This window comes from Bacteroidota bacterium, from assembly GCA_013696965.1.
Taxonomy (GTDB): Bacteria; Bacteroidota; Bacteroidia; order JACCXN01; family JACCXN01; genus JACCXN01.
The window spans coordinates 1-18,062 of the sequence record JACCXN010000085.1 but is presented as its reverse complement, the minus strand read 5'-3'; the positions used below and the strand labels follow the sequence as shown (position 1 = coordinate 18,062).

Below are 18,062 nucleotides of genomic sequence, written 5' to 3'. Positions count from 1 at the left end.
AAAATTCCAAGATCCCTTCTGGCAAAATCAAGTTTGCCAAGCTGTGGTTTTCATCTCTTTGCACGTAGAATATTTTTTGCAAAGAAATGATTTTTGTTCATTCCCCCCAACTTTTCCGCTTGATCCGACATTACTAGAAATAAAGCTTGAATTTACCCCTTCTTTTACTTTAACATTGATAGATTCTTTTTTGGAACCTCTTCAGGAGAAGAAAATGCCGAAGAATCCAATAAGTTAACCGGAAATGAAATTGCTCATACCATTAAATCAACACTTGAAATGGACAATAGAGGCTTTATTCCTGAAGTTTCTGTTTGGGCTACAAATCCTTTTTAATTTAGGATTTCATATGTGTATAATTTGTTTTTTAATAGTCATCCCGATTTATCGGGATAGCCTGGTTATATTCATTAGTGTTTGTGCATTGTTCGGTGCATGGCTATTTCATATTAATATACTGAAGTGGCACTTCAAAATCACCACTTCTACAAAGGGACATAATAGTCTGTAGATCGTCAATTTTTTTTGCGGTTACTCTTATCTGATCGTCCATTATTTGAGCTTGGACCTTTAATCCGGTATTACACTTTTAATTCAAATGAAAAAAAAGTGTTTTTTAATACAAATTAAATTTTAGGATTTTAATAAAAACACAATCATTTTAGTTTAACAATCCTTTTAACTTCTGAATTTGAATACGAATTGTATTTTATTACTAATGAATAAACACCTGATGAAAGCTCTGCAATATTTGTATTTAATACATTCAGTCCCGGAGCAAGTGTAGATGGTATAGTCTTTACCAAGCTTCCCAATTTATCATATAATTCTATCCTAATGTTCTCTTCAACAGAAGCCTGTATTTCTAAAGTTATTATATCGTTAAATGGATTAGGATATAAATGAACCAGATAGGTGTTTTTAATTTCCCTGTGTATTAATATTAATTCGCTATACTTAAAACTTCCATCAAAATCAACTTGTTTAAGCCTGTAATAATTATTACCATTTGCAGGTGTTTGATCATTAAAAGTATAACTAAGTAAGATACTACTATTCCCATTTCCTTTTACTCTTCCAATATCATTAAAATCTTTTCCATTTATTGTTTTTTCAATTATAAAATAGTCATTGTTGATTTCTGAGGAGGTAATCCATTTTAAAACATTTTCTTTTTCTTCAGCTAATCCTGTAAATTCTAATAGTTCTATTGGTAGTACATTGCACATATATACTACTGTAGTATCGCTTACAGTGCACTTGCCACCACTTACGGTTACCACATAAGCAGTTTGTGTTGTAGGGTTGGAAGTTGGATTTGAAATAGTGCTGTTTGAAACACTTCCGGAAGGTGACCAGTTGTAGGTTAATGCAGCTGGAGGAGGAGGACAAACTGTGAACTGCATATTAGGGCGAGTTGTAGACGTGAAAGAAGGAGCCATAGTACATCCGTTTGTTCCATTTGCGCTGTTATAATTTCTCATTGTTGCTAAATAACCAACAGCAGAGGTATACTGCACAGCGTCAGCACCAACAGTTGTAGAGTTGGGATTATTAAAACAAGTTTGAATAACAATGTTTGAAACACCATCCCAATCAAAAGTATTTGTCAAAGTGAAATTATTTAAGCCCAAATTTGTGGTATAATTAGTGGCGCCCCAAACCTGAGTTGTAGGCAACCAGCCTGTTGTTGTATTTAATCCGCCTGCATTGGTGCATCCAATTGAAATTGTGAAATTAGAAAATTGTCCCGTACTGCTTTTGGTTGTAATATTCCAGGCAATCTCTCTAATTGTTCCTGAATTAATTCCCGCAGCATTAAGATCGGCTGCTAAAAATAAAAATTGATATTTTGTATCTGTATAACTTCCATAAAAAGGTGAGTAAATTGATGAACTTAGTGTTCCTGAGCCTACTTGTTGAGTATAAATAGTTTGTGAACAGGGTGTGTTATTTGTACCACAGGAAGGTAAAAAAACCGGAGGAAGAGTTCCAAAAAAACTTGTTCCTAATTGTACAAGATCTCCTGAACATACTGTTGTATAAGGATTAGGAGTTGCTATAACATAGTTAGTACTATCAATAGAAACATTTATTGAACCATTGCCCATGCATGAACTGCCATCGGATACACTAACAGTGTAGGTTGTGTTGTTGTATATAGTAGAACTTGGATTTGAAATGTTTGGATTATTCAAACCTGTTGTTGGTGTCCAGTTATAGGTAAAGCTTGCAGGAGTTGCCTGGCAAAAGGTAAATTGCATATTTGGCCTTTGCAAAGTCCTGATTCCTGTTAACTCCGAGCAAACTCCTGCAATATTAAGTAGATTGCGATAATTGCAACCATAAAAGCCCACACTTCCATATCTTACATTGGAGCCTGTACCGGTCTGGAGATTATCCACACAGAACTCAACAACTAGATTGGATATACCATCCCATAGATAAGGATTGTTAAAAGTAAACGTGTTCCATCCAACAGAAGGAGTGTGATTGAATGAGTTTTTAACAGTTACTAAGCCCTGGATAAAATCTGTGTTGGCAAATTCCACCATACTTGTGCAGCCCATTTTAATAACAATTCCTGTTACCGCAGTGTTGGCGGTGGAATAATCAAGTGCTATGGAAGATATCCTTCCGCCCCCTATAAAGCCCATAGCATCTAATTCACTTTTAAGGAAAATATACTGTTTTCTGTTGCTGTATGCTGATGTGGACAAGTAATGGGGTCCATAAGTTGTAGTTGCAAAAGTTCCGGTACCAATTGTTCCTGTTTGAGCAGGATTGGAACAGGCAAGGGTTGTTGTTGTACAAAGACCAGGATAAACGAGTGTGTTTAATTGATTAGCCACACCGGGACAAACACTGGTATCGCTTGCAATGGGAGCTACTTTTGGTGCTATACCATTAATTATAATTGTAATTGAGATTGTTTTAACACAACCGGCAGCAGAACTTACACTTGCAGTATAAGTTGTTGTAGCAGTAGGAGTAGCTATAGGGTTTTCTATATTTGGATTAGATAAACCTGCAAATGGTGACCATGAATATGTATATGGACCGTAAGCAGGGCTAGCATTTGGAACCAATGTAACAGGATTATTCATGCAAACCGTTGTATCTGAATTGATTGATAAAGGAAAATCCGGAACCACTGTAATCTCTATATTATCAGAGCCAATGCATACACCATCAGAAACATTCAACATATAAGTTGTAGTTGAGGTTGGTGAAGCTAGAGGATTTGCAATGTTTGGATTACTCAAACCTGTTGTTGGTGTCCAGTTATAGGTAAGGCTTGCAGGAGTTGCCAGGCAATAAGAAAATTGCATGTTAGGCCTTTGAAATGTTAAGCTTCCTGTTAATTCTGAACAAACTCCGGAAACATTAAATAAATTTCTATAATTGGTTGAATTAAAACCACTGCTTCCATATCTTACACTGGAACCTGTACCGGTCTGGAGATCATTCACACAGAACTCAACAACAAGATTGGATATACCATCCCATAGATAAGGATTGTTAAAAGTAAATGTGTTCCACCCAACAGAAGGAGTATGATTGAATGAGTTTTTAACAGTTACTAAGCCCTGGATAAAATCTGTGTTGGCAAATTCCACCATACTTGTGCAGCCCATTTTAATAACAATCCCAGTTGCCTCAGTGTTTGCGGTGGAATAATCAAGTGCTAGGGAAGATATCCTTCCGCCACCTATAAAGCCCATCGCGTCTAATTCACTTTTAAGAAAAATAAATTGTTTTCTGTTGCTGTATGCTGATGTGGTGAAAAAGTAATGGGGTCCATAAGTTGTACTTGTGGAAGTTCCGGTACCAATTGTTCCTGTTTGAGCAGGACTGGAACAGGCAAGGGTTGTTGTTGTACAAGCATCAGGATATATAGTTGTATTTAATTGTGTTAAAGCACCATTGCATATCGTGCTATCAATAGCTGATACTAATACTTTTGGAGCAATCCCAACTATGTTAACAGTAACGGATTGTTGTCGCGTGCATCCTGTACTTGAAGTGGCCGATAAGGTATATGTAGTTGTTACAAGAGGACTGGCAATAGGGTTAGAAATATTGGGATTAGATAAACCTGTAGCAGGTGTCCATGAGTAAATGTAAGGAGCATAAAGAGCTTGGGTTGTAGCATTTAATTGAACAGATCCATATTTACATATATTGGCACTTGTAGGGTTCATTACCAGAGAAAAATCCGGAACAACCTGAACAGTTACTGTATCAGTTACCCTACATGAAACACTTGATAAATCGCTGGTTACTACATAGGTGGTAGTAACGGATGGGGATGCCAGGGGATTAGGGCAGTTAGTGCAGCTTAAGCCTGCTGCCGGGGACCAGGAAAAAACAGATCCTCCGGAAACTTGCAATTGTACAGGACCACCTACAGGACAATAATACAAGTCAGGACCTGCAAAAGTTCCTGCCAAAACATTAATGTCATATATAACTGTTTGAGTTCCAGGGACAGGGCAAGCACCATCGTTAACTGTTATGGAAAATGCAGTGTTTGTGCCAGCAGTTCCTCCTGGTGCCAGCCAGCTTACTGTTGCGGTTGCAGGATTGGAACCGCTATAAGAAAATATGGCTCCTGGCAAAACTGAAGTTATATTTGATATTAAAGTAAGTATATCCGTTGAATTTGGATCTGTAAAAGAGGCATTAAAAGTAAAATTATCACCCTCACATAAATCAAGTGTGAAATTTCCGGTCTGTACTGCCGATCCGGTTAAATTATAAATGGCTCCTCCGCTTGCGTTTGGCACAGTATTAGAGCAGCTTTGCACTACAAACTGAATATCTCGCATTGTGGTTCCAATCAGTACGCCATTGCGGTATTCCTGTACTTTAATAGCTACTACAAAATTCCCAATGGTTGAAGGAGTAAAGCTTATTTGTCCTGTCTGGGCATTAATGGTTATTCCGGGAATTGGAACAGTTCCAGTATAGCCGGCTGCATAAGGCAAAGGTGTTGTAGCATTTTGCAAACCTTCCACAAGTGAATATACAAGAGAATCCCCATCAGTTTCTACAACTCCATAATTATAATTTACAACTTGACCTGCACAAACATAAGGAATAGGCTGGGAAGTGAATTTAGGAGAATTATTACAAGCTTCAGAAGCTGTGTTCATGGTCGTTTGCACATGATAATTATAGCTTGTGGCGGTAGTAATGTTTACAGCGGGATTACGGCAGCATAACCCGTAATTCAAGGTCCATGTGTTACATACTCCAGGTAGGGTTACTACTCCAGTATATGTATATAATTGCATCCCTGGCAAAGTGCCACCATTGCAAGTGGAGTTAGAAATTTGAGTAGGACACAACTGGGAAATTTCGGTTGCGCAACTCTGAACTGTGCCAGCACAATTAGCATTGGTTGCAGGGTCTTGTAAATTAAGTGTTAAAGAAGGATTTGCTAAGCCGCATGAATTTGTAAAAGCAATACTTGAAGTACTACTCATTGTTGTTCCTGAACAATCTCTGAATAATTTTAATGTAATAAAATATTGATTAGGGCCAATACATTCATAAGTAATATCTCCTCCTGAAATATGAGTGGCTTTGGTATAAGTAGGTATAAGAATAAAAATAATTAGTATAATTGTTAATTTGTAAAGAATCTTCATAAATTATTTATTTAATTTAATTAATGAACCTTCTGATTTCTTTTTTTTTAAAAAGAAGGACTTATCTTATTTAATGCTTCAAATATAATTTTTAGATCAGAATGTTTTTAGTTAAAATTTAAAAAAAATTACAATTCAAATGGATCTGTTTTTTACTGTAGTTGTTGATATTAAATAAAAAGATAAGTAATTTGTTAAGTAATCTAAAGTACATTTGTTACTTTTGATTTTAAAAATTTATGTAGGAATGTCCTGTTTATATTATAAATAGATCATTTAAATTTTTGTTCTATTATTATTGAATCAGATTATGGCTAAAAATGACGACCTTTTTGAACTAATAAAATCACTAAGCAAAAGTGAAAAAAGATATTTTAAGATTTATTGCCAAAAACACGTTATTGGTGAAAAAAACAATTATATGAAACTGTTTGAATCAATTGAAAAACAGAATTTATATAATGAAAAAAAAATTATAGTTTCCGCTTCAGCAAAACAATCCTCTGCCACATTTTCTGTAGCCAAGTCATACCTGCAAAATCTAATTTTAAAAAGTATGGCCACTTATCATTCCGGCTCCTCAATAGATATTGAATTAAGTGAGCATATAACTCATATTGAATTTTTATATAATAAAAGGCTTTTCAAACAATGTTTAAAATTGATAAGTAAAGCAAAAAAGAAAGCCCGGGAGTATGATACAACAGTTCATCTCCTTGGTTTTTTATGGTGGCAAAGATTAATTTATAATGAAATTGCCTTTTTAGGGAAAACAGAAGAAGATATAATAAAATTAAATAGAGAAGAGGTTCTGTTAATTGAGAAATTGAAGAATAGTCGTAGAATAGAATCTTTGTTTTCTGAATTTTATTACCAATTTACACTTCAAGGTATAGCAAGGAATGAGGAAGATGCTGAAAAATATTATAGATTGATGAATTATCCTCTCCTTGAACATATCGACAAAGCACTCACTTTCGATGCTAAAAATAGTTTTTATAACATCCATAGTTACTATTACAAGGCAATAAATGATCCTGAAAAACAATATGTTTTTGATAAAAAAAGGGTAGAGTTAATAGAGGATGATTCAAAATTCATTCAAATTTATATTCATACTTATTTAGCAGCGCTTCAAAATTTAATAAGTTCAACTAATCAACTCAGGAAAGACGAGGAATTTCACGAGAATGTAAATAAATTAATTTCACTTGATCTTAAATCAGAACACTTAAAAATTAAGGTTTTTGGTTTTGTTAATAATATACTTATGAAAAGCTACAGCAGATCCGGTGATTTTATCAAATCTTTACCCTTTTTACAACAATTGGAAGAGGGTTTAGAAAAGTATAAGGATAAAATTGACCTTCAATCTCAAGCAATATTCAATTATAATATTGCCTATTTTTATTTTGCAATTGGGCAACACACAAAATCATTGTCAAGAATAAACATGGTTATTAATATATCTGGATCTGATTTAAGACACGAAATTCAAAGCTTGGCAAGAGTTATGAATCTTTTACTGCATTATGAATTAAAAAATGATTTAATAGGGTATATAATAAAATCAACCATTAGGTTCTTGAGTAAAAGCAATAAATTATATAAAATGGAAAATCATATTTTGGATTATATTCGTAAGTCAACTCATTTGAATTCTAAATCTGAAATATTAAAATCATTTAAAGTCTTGAAAAAAGAGTTAGAAATAATTGTACAGGACCCTATGGAAAAAAGTATGTTGGAAAATCTGGATATCATTTCCTGGTTAGATTCTAAAATAAATAAAATCTCATTTGAGCAGGCATTTAAGAAAAATATATAAAAGAAACATTACTGTCCGATATAAATCAAAAGTAAATAATTATTCCATTCTTATCCCTGATTTTGCTGACTAATAAGTCTAAATTTAAAAGTAAGCCTCCATAGCCTGAACTGAACTTGATTTTCATTTGTTTCAGTCCTTCTTTCAACCAGTCTTTCTCGGGATTTTCCAGGAATTTTATCAGGTGCAATAATTAAATAGATGTAATCTGCAAAAGCTTGCCAGATATGAGAAAGACCATTTCCGTTTCAGTTGTTTTTAGCAATGTGAGCAAAAGGTTACTATAAGTGTGCAAGCCATACTTAAAGTAAGTATGGCATTTTTTCTAATTTCAAAAATTCAATTTCTGATTTAAATTTAAAAAGTAAAAAATCAATTGTTATTTATTGATTCTTTTGCGTTTTCCACCTTCTCTGCTTCCAGAACCCCCACCACTCTTTTTATCAGAAGAGTAATCTTTTTTCTTTGAATAAGAGTCACTTCCTCCTGCTTTGCTTCCATAAGAACTTCCTCCTCCGCCTTTATAGCCACCGCCACTTTTGCCATATGATTTCTTTGCCCCTCCTTCTCCGAATCCTCCTCCACTGCTTCTGCCTCTTCCTCTGCTTTCTTCTTCACGTCCAGCTGATGATACTTCAACTTTTATTTCTCTTCCGTCATAAGTATCCTTATTTAATTCTTCAATCACAACATTGGCCTTACTTGAATCTACTTCAAAAAACGAAAAGCTATCCTTAACATCTATTCTTCCAATATCCTGACCACTTAAGCCAGTTCCTTCACATACAATACGTAAAATTGCTGATTTATTTATATTGTCAAATACTCCCAGGTTAATGAAAAAACGGGTGTAAGCAGAACTTCTTTCTCCCCTTTCTCCTCTTTCTTTAGATGTACTTCTTGAAGTATCAGCATTAAGGTCTTGGGCGTTTTTGTAGTAATTTAACATACGGTTAAATTCAATACTAACAAAACGTTTAATGATTTCTTCCTTGGAGAGTTCCCCTAATTCAATTAAAATTTTGTCCAGATAAGGCTTAATTTCTTCTTCATTTACCTTAACATCATGAACTTCTTTAACAAGGGAAAACAATTGTTTTTCCACTACCTCAAAACCAGTTGGAATAGATTTTTTCTCGAATTTAGATTTAAGTTTGCGTTCCAGTTCCCTGATTTTACCAACTTCTTTCATATTAATGATGGCCATGGAAATTCCTGTTTTACCAGCTCTTGCAGTACGTCCACTCCTATGAGTATAATTTTCAATATCATCTGGCAGACTATAATGTATAACATGTGAGATAGCCTCAACATCAATACCTCTTGCAGCAACGTCTGTAGCAATTAAAAGCTGAATTGACTTACTTCTGAAACGGCTCATTACCTTATCTCTTTGCTGTTGGCTTAAATCCCCGTGCAAAGCATCTGCACTGTATCCGTCTTTTATTAATTTTTCCGCAATTTCCTGAGTTTCCATACGAGTCCTGCAAAAAATAAGACCAAAAATATCAGGATTAGAATCCACAAGTCTTTTTAATGCCGCAAACCTGTCTTTTGCATGAACTACATAATATTCATGACTGATATTAGCAGCACCTACATTCTTACCTCCAACAGAAACCTCTATTGGATTATTCATGTAATTTGAAGCAATGCGGGCAACAGAAGCCTCCATTGTAGCTGAAAACAACCAAGTGTTTTTTTCTTGAGGAGTTTTACCAAGGATAATATCTAATTCATCCTTAAAACCCATATCAAGCATTTCATCTGCTTCATCAAGAACTACCCATCTAACTTTTGAAAGGTCAGCTTTTTTACGATTGATCATATCTGCCATTCTACCTGGTGTTGCCACAATAATTTGCGCACCACGTGATATTTGTCTTATTTGAGTATCAATACTTGCGCCACCATAAACCGGAACTATATTTGTTCCCTCAATAAATTTGGCAAAATTCCCAAGATCTTTAGTGATTTGCACACACAATTCTCTTGTTGGGCAAAGTATAATTGCCTGAGTATCTCTACTTGTAAAATCTACTTTTTGTAAAAGTGGAAGTCCAAAGGCAGCTGTTTTACCTGTGCCCGTTTGGGCTAATCCTACAAGATCTGTATCTTTGTCCAGTAAAACTGGAATCGCCTGCTCCTGGATTGGTGAAGGCTTTTCAAATCCTAAACTTGCAACAGCTTTTAAAAGTTTTTCGTTAATTCCTAACGATTCAAAATTATTCATTATATTATATATTTTTTATAAAGTCTGCAAAAGTACTACAAAAAGTTTACTCTAGCATCATTTATGGATTTATTTAATTTTAAGCAAGTTAGCTTTGATAAAAAAACAGGTAAAAGAAAGAATAAAAACCTTCCGAAAATCGGAAGGTTTTAGTAAAACCCTTTAGGGGGAAAAGCTGAATAACAGCATTTGAAAAAAATTGCAGGCCTGTAAGCCGGATTCTGTCGAGTTCTATCATTTATCTGGGCCAGGAGTTGCCTCCAGGCTCTAGCGACCTACCCACCGGAATCAGGCGAGCAACCCTTAATGTTCAAATAAATGAACATGCTCCGGCTTATTTGGTCTTTCAACACGCAGGGTTTACCCCCCTTAGTAGTCACCTACCAAAGTTGTGAGCTCTTACCTCACATTTTCACCCTTATCCCGATAAATCGAGACGGTTATTTTCTGTGGCACTTTCCGTATTCAGGTTTAACCCCAAATCCTTCCCGTTAGGAAGCGCGTTGCTCTATGTTGCCCGGACTTTCCTCTCCGCATTGCTGCGTAGCGATAGAACGGCCTGCAAAATCATTGTATAACCTTAATAAATTAAAGTTTATTTATTATTAATATTTGATAATTACCTCTGTAGCTCCAAATCCATATTTGGCATAGGAGGCATCATGGTAAACTAAATTGGAATATCCATCCAGAATATTTCTTATTCCTGCTTTTAAAACGCCATTTCCAACCCCATGAATAAATACTATTTTATTGGTCCTGTTTTTTATCCCTGCCTCAAGATGGTTAACAAATCTGCTTAGCTGAACCTGAATTATCTCGCCATTGCTCATTCCTCTGAAATTATCCATTAATTGTTCAATATGAAGATCTATCTCCTCAACAACTTCAATGTTTTTTCTATGCTTTTTTGAAACATCCCTTCGTATTCCTTTCTCCTCTTTCTCTAAAAATATTTTCTTTACTCCCTTAATGTCTATTTTCGTCTTTGGCCTTTCTGCCACTGTTTCTTGCTTTACCTCTTCAAAACCCATTTTAACCAGTTCATTTACTGGATATGGAATTTCAAAACCATCAGCTATTTCAACAATTGCAACATATTTATTGCCAAAACCCATGATTATTCCCTCACCAGTCTCATTTAAAAATCTGACCTTATCTCCTTTTTTAAAAATCATTTCTACTTTTCTATCTGAAACGGCAAATTTAAAAGGATTAGTTTAACAGGCAGCATTTAATGTTAATATTTGAAAATTATTATTAAATTTAAAATCAAAAATGCAATAAAAAAGTAAATCATGAAAGTAGATAAGTTCAATCAAGAGAATGGGAACAGAGAAAAATTGCTGGATAATCCCTGGAAAACTTTATCAATTGCTCCTGTTTTTGATTCCCCCTGGATAAATGTTACTAAACATGAAATTGTCAATCCTGCTGGAAATGATGGAGAATATTCAGTAGTACATTTTAAAAACATAGCAATAGGAATACTTCCACTTGATGATGAATTTAACACATGGATAGTTGGTCAATTCAGGTATCCCATTAATAAATATAGCTGGGAAATACCAGAGGGAGGTGGAAAACTTAGCATAAGTCCTTTGGAATCAGCAAAAAGAGAGCTTCTCGAGGAAACAGGCATTGTAGCAAAAAAATGGACTCAAATACAGGAAATGCATCTTAGTAATTCTGTTTCAGATGAATATGCTGTAATTTTTATCGCTCAACAACTCAGTTTTGAAGAAGCTCAGCCTGAAGAAACCGAGCAGCTGCAAGTTAAAAAAATTCCCTTTGATGAACTTTTTCAAATGGTGATGAATGGTGAAATAACGGATAGCATGTCCGTAGCTGCGGTATTAAAAACCAAGATTTTAATTGATTCAGCAACGTTATGATACACCAATTATTCTGTCAAAAAAATGCTTATTGAAATGGAGCGCCTGTTTTATGTAAACTTGATTTTAAAACAAAGAAAGTAAAAAAAACACCTACACTTTTTAAAGGTATAGGTGTTTTTTTCTAAAGTGGTTGACTATTTAGTTTAGCTGGCGTAACTTAATTGCTCTTCTGCTTTTTTTACAAAGGGTGGTTGAATTGCATTGGGTTTTCCAAGTTCTCTCATAAATCTATAATGAGAACCAATTGCTGACCACATTGTGGGAAAATCATTGTAAGTAACGTTAAAATCTTTACAAACGCTTTCTACAATTTTACTTATAGCAGGGTAATGAACATGACTAACGCGAGGGAACAAGTGATGTTCAACCTGGTAATTTAAACCTCCCACATACCAGTTTATAATTTTATTCTTCCTTGCAAAATTTGCAGTGGTGTTAATTTGATGAATTGCCCATTCTGATTCAATATGAAGTGAATCAGAAGTAATATGTTCAAAATGAGTAATTTCAACCACGTGAGCAAGCTGAAAAACAATACCTAGCATTAAACCCATTACAAAATGCATTGCAAAGAAACCAACTAACCATGGCAACCATCCAACAAAGTAAATTGGAATAGCAATATAAACAACAGCATACAAAACTTTACTGGTCCAAAAAATAACATGTTCTTTTGTATCTAAATTCCTAATTTGTGTATTTAGAATTCTACCCTGGAAATATTTAATAAAATCCATATAAGCAATCCAAATAATTGAAGAGAATCCATATAACATAAAGATATAAATATGCTGCATTTTATGAATTTTCATAAAGGGTTGTGTTGCACATTGACGCAACAAGGGGATTTTAGCGATATCTTCATCTACTCCATCAATGTTCGTATAAGTATGATGAATTTCATTGTGTTTTTGTTTCCAAAGAAAAGCATTTCCACCAAGACAATTTAAGGATAAGCCGATTATTTCATTCACCCATTTTTTAGTTGAATAGCTCCCATGGCATGCATCATGCATAACGCTAAAACCAATACTTGCTGATATCAGGCCTAATACAGCTGCAAGAGCAATAGAAATTGCAACTGGCGGTGTAAAAAATACCAGAGTAATATATAATGCAAGGGCTGAAGGAATTAAAATAAGAGTCTTTGCATAAAGACTCTTATTCCCGGTTGGCTTTAGGTTGTTGGTTTTAAAGTAATCATTTACAGCCTTTTGAAGAGTAGGAAAAAATGGGGTAGTATTTTTACTGAAAGTTATTTTTTGCATAAAAGTTTAATTAAAATTAGTTTAATTGTATAAAACACTTTTAAGTTTTTAAATTTCAAGGTGATTAAATAACTCTTGAAATTTAAAAAAGGTTAATTGTTTTTTAATACTTCTTTAACTTTATCTGCGGCTTCTTGTAATAAAATTGCAGAATGTACTTCTAATCCAGAATCATCAATAATTTTTTTGGCTTCCACTGCATTTGTACCTTGTAAGCGTACTATAATAGGAACCGGGATTTTTCCAATATTACGGTAGGCATCAACTATACCTTGTGCAACTCTGTCGCAACGTACAATACCACCAAAAATATTTACTAAAATAGCTTTTACGCTTGGATCTTTAAGAATTATTCTAAAAGCTTTTTCAACACGTTCTGCATTAGCAGTACCACCAACATCAAGGAAATTTGCAGGATCACCACCTGATAATTTAATAATATCCATAGTAGCCATTGCTAGCCCAGCTCCATTTACCATGCAGCCTACATTTCCATCAAGCTTTACATAATTCAGATTATGCTCACCTGCTTCCACTTCTGTAGCATCTTCTTCTTTTATATCACGCATAGCGGCAATATCCGGGTGACGGAAAAGTGCATTTTCATCCAAATTAACTTTTGCATCAACAGCAATTATTTTATTATCTGATGTTTTAAGCACTGGGTTAATTTCAAACAAAGAAGCATCTATGCTATCGTAAGCCTTGTATAAATTACTAATAAATTTAACCATTTGTTTAAATGCCTCACCAGATAGTCCTAAATTAAAAGCAACTTTTCTTGCCTGAAAAGGCATTAAACCAACTTTAGGATCAATTTCTTCCTTAAAAATAAGGTGGGGCGTATGTTCGGCTACAGCTTCAATATCCATTCCCCCTTCTGTTGAATACATAATAATATTACGACCGGTTTCCCTGTTAAGTAATACACTTACATAAAATTCTGAAGTAGGATTTTCTCCAGGATAGTAAACATCCTGAGCTATAAGTATTCTGTGTACTTTTTTACCTTCAGGCCCTGTTTGTGGTGTAACAAGCTGCATTCCCAGCATGTCAGTGGCTTTTTGTTTAATCTCATCTAAAGATTTAGCAAGCTTTACTCCTCCACCTTTTCCCCTACCACCAGCATGAATCTGGGCTTTAATAACCCACCATCCGGTTCCTGTTTGTTTTTGTAATTCTTTAGCTGCGTCAACAGCTTGTTCCGGGGTATCGGCAACAATACCTTCTTGTATTGCAACTCCAAAACCTTTTAAAATAGTTTTCCCCTGATACTCATGTATATTCATCCTTTAAATTTTTTTTGACGGGCCAAATTTAGTTTATTTGCCGGTATAATCAAATAATTGTTCTAATCTTTCTACTTTTGTTCATATCTTAAAAGAGCTAATTCTAAAGATATTTAACTATTTTTTCGATAAAACTTATGGAATTAATGATAAAGGCATATAATATTCATAAATCCTACGGAACGCTTGAAGTGTTAAAAGGAGTTGATATTGAGATAAAAACAGGGGAAGTAGTTTCCATTGTGGGGGCCTCTGGTGCTGGAAAAACAACATTACTGCATATTTTAGGTACTTTAGATAGAGCAGACTCTGGTTCCCTGGAAATAAATAATGTTAATATTAATTCCTTAAATAATTCTCTTTTATCCGATTTCAGGAATGCAAATATTGGTTTTGTTTTTCAGTTTCATCATCTTCTTCCTGAATTTACTGCGCTTGAAAATGTATGTATTCCAGCTTTTATTGCAAAAAAAACAAAGGAACAGGCAAAACAAAATGCCATTGAGTTATTGGATTTTCTTGGATTAAGGGAGAGAATGCATCATAAACCAAATGAACTCTCGGGAGGAGAGCAGCAGCGTGTAGCAGTAGCCAGGGCACTGATCAATAAACCCGCAGTTGTACTTGCCGATGAACCTTCTGGTAACCTTGATTCAAAAAGTGCAAAAGAATTGCATGAATTATTTTTCACTTTAAGAGATAAGTTTAATCAAACTTTCGTTATTGTAACTCACAATGAGCAACTGGCAAATATGGCTGACAGAAAATTAACAATGAAAGATGGATTAATATGTTATTAATTTAAAGTTGTTCTCATTAGTAAATACATGTATAATTTTCTTTTTCATATTAAACAACTCTTTAATAGACTGTGCATAATATTATTTTTGTATAGCATTTGCCGAATTTTGTTCTATTTCTTCAATACCCAGCATTTCCAAAATATTGATTTGTGGGTATTTTTATCAGGAATAAGATTTGATCTTATTTCAGTTTCCACCACCAATGCTTTATTTATCTTGCTTTCCTTAATTCCATTTCATTTCAGGGAATTCACTATTTATCAAAAAACATTGAAAATTATTTTCCTTTTTGTAAATAGTATTGCACTTCTTGTCAATTGCATGGATATTATTTATTTTCGATTTACCTTAAAAAGGACAACTACTGATATTTTAAATGTACCTGGATTAAAGGAGGACATAAAAAATCTTTTACCTCAATTCATTAGTGATTACTGGTATATACTTGCAATTTGGATTTTTCTTATTGCAATAATGGAATATTTATATAGAAAGACCGAAAAACCAATTAAAAGCGAGGAAAAAATTAATTTCAGGTATTATCTTTTCCATTCTATTCTGCTAATTGCAGGTTTAATAATTTCTGTAATAACAATACGAGGAGGAACTCAAGGCAAGCCTGCTGGAATAATTACTGCAGGAAGACATGTGGGCGGAACTTTTGTTCCCCTAGCACTTAACACTCCCTTCACGCTTATTAAGACTTTTGAATCGGATTACCTTGAGCCTAAAAAATTTTATACAAATAAAGAGGCACTGGAAATTTACAATCCAATCCGGCAACATCAAGGAGGTGAATTTATAAAATTAAATGTGGTGTTTGTAATAATGGAAAGTTTTTCATCTGAATATACAGGTCTTAATGGCTCATCTGAATCCTTTACCCCCTTTCTTGATTCTCTTGCTCATGAAGGTTTGTTTTTCACTAATGCCTATGCAAATGGTAAAAGATCTATTGAGGGTATTCCAGCCATTGTTGCTTCACTTCCAGGGTTAATGAATAATCCCTTTATTTCATCCTCCTATTCAGCCAACAAAATTACAAGTATTGCAAGCCTTTTAAAGGAAAAAGGATATTATACCACATTTTTTCATGGTGGAAATAATGGGACAATGGGTTTTGATGATTTTGTAGGTCTTGCGGGTTTTGATAAATATTTTGGCCGCAGTGAATATGAAGCAGAAATAAAAAATAATGGTGCTGATTATGATGGTATTTGGGGAATATATGATGAACCTTTTTTTGAATATTTTTCCACTAATTTAAACTCCATGACAGAACCGTTTTTTAGTACCTTTTTTTCGCTCTCTTCCCATCATCCGTATATTATTCCTGAAAAATATAAAAACGCCTTTAAAAAAGGAAATATTGAAATACATCACAGTATAGGTTATTCGGACATGGCATTGAAAAAATTTTTTCAAAGAGCTTCAGAAAACAGCTGGTATAAAAATACTTTGTTTGTAATTACAGCCGATCATACTGGGATTCCTGCTAGTGATTATGGCGGAAGCAGTGTTGGAAGATATCATGTACCGATAATTTTTTTCAAACCAGATTCAGATTTAAAAGGCAATAAGGATAAAATTATGCAACATGTAGATATAATGCCCTCGGTATTGCATTTATTAAATTATGAAAAACCTTATTTTTCTTTTGGACAAAGTGTGTTTGATACTACAACAAATGGATTTGCCGTAAGTTTTATTGGTGACACTTATCAGCTTATGAATAAAAGGCACGTACTTTTACACAATGGAACTGAGTCTACAGCTTTTTATGACTTCCCAAAAGACAGCTTATTAGTGACGAATATTTTACCTGTTCCCTCACAAGAAAAAGATGCAATGGAAGAGAAAATTAAAGCGATTATTCAAATATACAATAGTGCTTTAATAGAAAACAAACAATTCATTCGGTGACAAAAAGAAAAATAACTTTTATAGTTAATCCTATTTCAGGGAATCGAAAACAAAAAGACATTGAAATTTCCTTAAACAGAAGTCTTAATAAAGAAATTTTTGATTTTGAAATTATTTATACCACTCATAAAGGACACGCAACAGAATTAGCTGCACTTGCTTATATGAATTCAGCACTTGTAGTTGCAGTTGGAGGAGATGGTACAATTAATGAGGTTTCAAAAATGCTTATTGGAAAGGATGTTCCATTGGGGATTATCCCTACTGGATCAGGAAACGGGTTTGCGCGGCATTGGGGAATTTCAAGAAATATGGATAAGGCTATACAAGTAATTAATAACTTTAATATTGTAAGATCAGATACTGCAAGCTTAAATGAAAAATTATTTATTACAACATCCGGATGTGGCTTTGATGCCCATATTGCAGCCTTATTTGATAAATCAGCAAAACGTGGATTTATAACCTATGCAAAGCTTGTATTAAAGGAGTTCCTTAGATATAAATCACTTAATTATTTTATTACAATTGATAATATTGAATATAAAAAAAATGCTTTTTTAATAACTGTAGCAAATTGTTCTCAATTTGGTAACAATGCATATATTTCACCCATGGCAATCTCAAATGATGGAATTTTGAATATTACTATGCTTAAACCATTTCCACTTACAGCAGCACCAGGTATAATTTTCAAGCTTTTTACAAAGCAGTTGCACAAATCAAAATTCGTGGAAACATTTCAAGGAAAAAAAATACAAATTGAGCATGAATCAGAAAATGCTCATATTGATGGTGAGGCGATAAGCCCGGGAAAGAAACTTACAATACTTGTTCACCACCATTCACTGAATATTATTGTTCCTTAGGGTTTAGCATAGTAAAAATCATTTTTTTTGTTCAACTCATTTTTTGAAAAAGAATTAAGAAACTGTTTTGAATTTAATTTTTAATTCTATTAAGCATTAGTCGAATCATTGCTAATTGTATCATAGTTTCACTTGTATCAGTATGATATTCAAAATCTTTACTTAACCTGTAATCGGTAAATAGCAATACACAACTTTTGGTAAATAAGAATACACAGAAAATGGAAACAAGAGTGCACAGCTTTTAAACTTCAAAGGGGGTACCCCCTTTGAAGTTTAAAAGGATATTTGTCG

Annotated in this window: 11 protein-coding genes and 1 other RNA gene; 5 read left to right on the top strand and 7 right to left on the bottom strand. The window is 33.9% G+C overall.

Going from position 1 to position 18,062, the window contains the following annotated elements:
• Nucleotides 1-439: 439 nt before the first annotated feature.
• Together H0V01_12675 and H0V01_12670 are read right to left on the bottom strand one after the other, a co-directional pair.
• Nucleotides 440-553, bottom strand: a complete 114-nt coding sequence (locus H0V01_12675; GenBank protein MBA2584229.1) for a DUF520 family protein — start codon at nt 551-553, stop codon at nt 440-442.
• 103 nt (nt 554-656) lie between these two features.
• Complete coding sequence (locus H0V01_12670) at nt 657-5,657, bottom strand: T9SS type A sorting domain-containing protein (protein MBA2584228.1); 5,001 nt, start codon at nt 5,655-5,657, stop codon at nt 657-659.
• Between the two features lie 310 nt (nt 5,658-5,967).
• Between H0V01_12670 and H0V01_12665 the strand changes: the two genes are divergently transcribed.
• Nucleotides 5,968-7,485 (top strand): hypothetical protein, encoded by a 1,518-nt coding sequence (locus H0V01_12665; GenBank protein MBA2584227.1) that lies wholly within the window; start codon nt 5,968-5,970, stop codon nt 7,483-7,485.
• Between the two features lie 379 nt (nt 7,486-7,864).
• On the opposite strand, the gene H0V01_12660 is transcribed toward H0V01_12665, so the two are convergent.
• The 3 genes from H0V01_12660 to H0V01_12650 all read right to left on the bottom strand — a co-directional run bounded on the left by H0V01_12660 (nt 7,865) and on the right by H0V01_12650 (nt 10,896).
• Entirely contained in the window at nt 7,865-9,718 is a 1,854-nt protein-coding gene (locus tag H0V01_12660) for a DEAD/DEAH box helicase (GenBank protein MBA2584226.1), read from the bottom strand.
• 194 nt (nt 9,719-9,912) lie between these two features.
• An RNA gene (gene rnpB / locus H0V01_12655) (RNase P RNA component class A) lies at nt 9,913-10,284 on the bottom strand.
• Between the two features lie 39 nt (nt 10,285-10,323).
• Complete coding sequence (locus H0V01_12650; protein ID MBA2584225.1) at nt 10,324-10,896, bottom strand: DNA mismatch repair protein MutS; 573 nt, start codon at nt 10,894-10,896, stop codon at nt 10,324-10,326.
• Between the two features lie 120 nt (nt 10,897-11,016).
• On the opposite strand from H0V01_12650, the gene H0V01_12645 reads away from it, so the two are divergent.
• Complete coding sequence (locus H0V01_12645; GenBank protein MBA2584224.1) at nt 11,017-11,613, top strand: NUDIX hydrolase; 597 nt, start codon at nt 11,017-11,019, stop codon at nt 11,611-11,613.
• 146 nt (nt 11,614-11,759) lie between these two features.
• Here the strand turns inward: H0V01_12645 and H0V01_12640 are convergent, their stop codons facing one another.
• Nucleotides 11,760-12,884 carry an acyl-CoA desaturase gene (locus tag H0V01_12640; GenBank protein ID MBA2584223.1) on the bottom strand — a complete coding sequence of 375 codons (1,125 nt, stop codon included), beginning with the start codon at nt 12,882-12,884 and terminating at the stop codon, nt 11,760-11,762.
• Nucleotides 12,885-12,976: 92 nt separating this feature from the next.
• Nucleotides 12,977-14,173 carry an ADP-forming succinate--CoA ligase subunit beta gene (gene sucC / locus H0V01_12635; protein ID MBA2584222.1) on the bottom strand — a complete coding sequence of 399 codons (1,197 nt, stop codon included), beginning with the start codon at nt 14,171-14,173 and terminating at the stop codon, nt 12,977-12,979.
• Between the two features lie 146 nt (nt 14,174-14,319).
• Here sucC and H0V01_12630 point away from each other — a divergent pair, with 146 nt between their 5' ends.
• The 3 genes from H0V01_12630 (at nt 14,320) to H0V01_12620 (ending at nt 17,768) form a co-directional block, all read left to right on the top strand.
• Entirely contained in the window at nt 14,320-14,973 is a 654-nt protein-coding gene (locus H0V01_12630) for an ABC transporter ATP-binding protein (protein MBA2584221.1), read from the top strand.
• Nucleotides 14,974-15,123: 150 nt separating this feature from the next.
• Nucleotides 15,124-16,899, top strand: coding sequence for a sulfatase-like hydrolase/transferase (locus H0V01_12625; protein ID MBA2584220.1), 1,776 nt, complete (start codon nt 15,124-15,126; stop codon nt 16,897-16,899).
• Nucleotides 16,896-17,768, top strand: a complete 873-nt coding sequence (locus H0V01_12620) for a YegS/Rv2252/BmrU family lipid kinase (GenBank protein ID MBA2584219.1) — start codon at nt 16,896-16,898, stop codon at nt 17,766-17,768. The genes H0V01_12625 and H0V01_12620 overlap by 4 nt, the downstream gene beginning before the upstream one ends.
• Nucleotides 17,769-18,062 lie beyond the last annotated feature (294 nt).

Bases quoted from the DNA above. Each gene is read 5' to 3' on its own strand.
- sucC (MBA2584222.1), bottom strand. From the start codon at position 14,173: ATGAATATACATGAGTATCAGGGGAAAACTATTTTAAAAGGTTTTGGA.
- H0V01_12640 (MBA2584223.1), bottom strand. From the start codon at position 12,884: ATGCAAAAAATAACTTTCAGTAAAAATACTACCCCATTTTTTCCTACT.
- H0V01_12650 (MBA2584225.1), bottom strand. From the start codon at position 10,896: ATGATTTTTAAAAAAGGAGATAAGGTCAGATTTTTAAATGAGACTGGT.
- H0V01_12675 (MBA2584229.1), bottom strand. From the start codon at position 553: ATGGACGATCAGATAAGAGTAACCGCAAAAAAAATTGACGATCTACAG.
- H0V01_12665 (MBA2584227.1), top strand. From the start codon at position 5,968: ATGGCTAAAAATGACGACCTTTTTGAACTAATAAAATCACTAAGCAAA.
- H0V01_12670 (MBA2584228.1), bottom strand. From the start codon at position 5,657: ATGAAGATTCTTTACAAATTAACAATTATACTAATTATTTTTATTCTT.
- H0V01_12645 (MBA2584224.1), top strand. From the start codon at position 11,017: ATGAAAGTAGATAAGTTCAATCAAGAGAATGGGAACAGAGAAAAATTG.
- H0V01_12630 (MBA2584221.1), top strand. From the start codon at position 14,320: ATGATAAAGGCATATAATATTCATAAATCCTACGGAACGCTTGAAGTG.
- H0V01_12660 (MBA2584226.1), bottom strand. From the start codon at position 9,718: ATGAATAATTTTGAATCGTTAGGAATTAACGAAAAACTTTTAAAAGCT.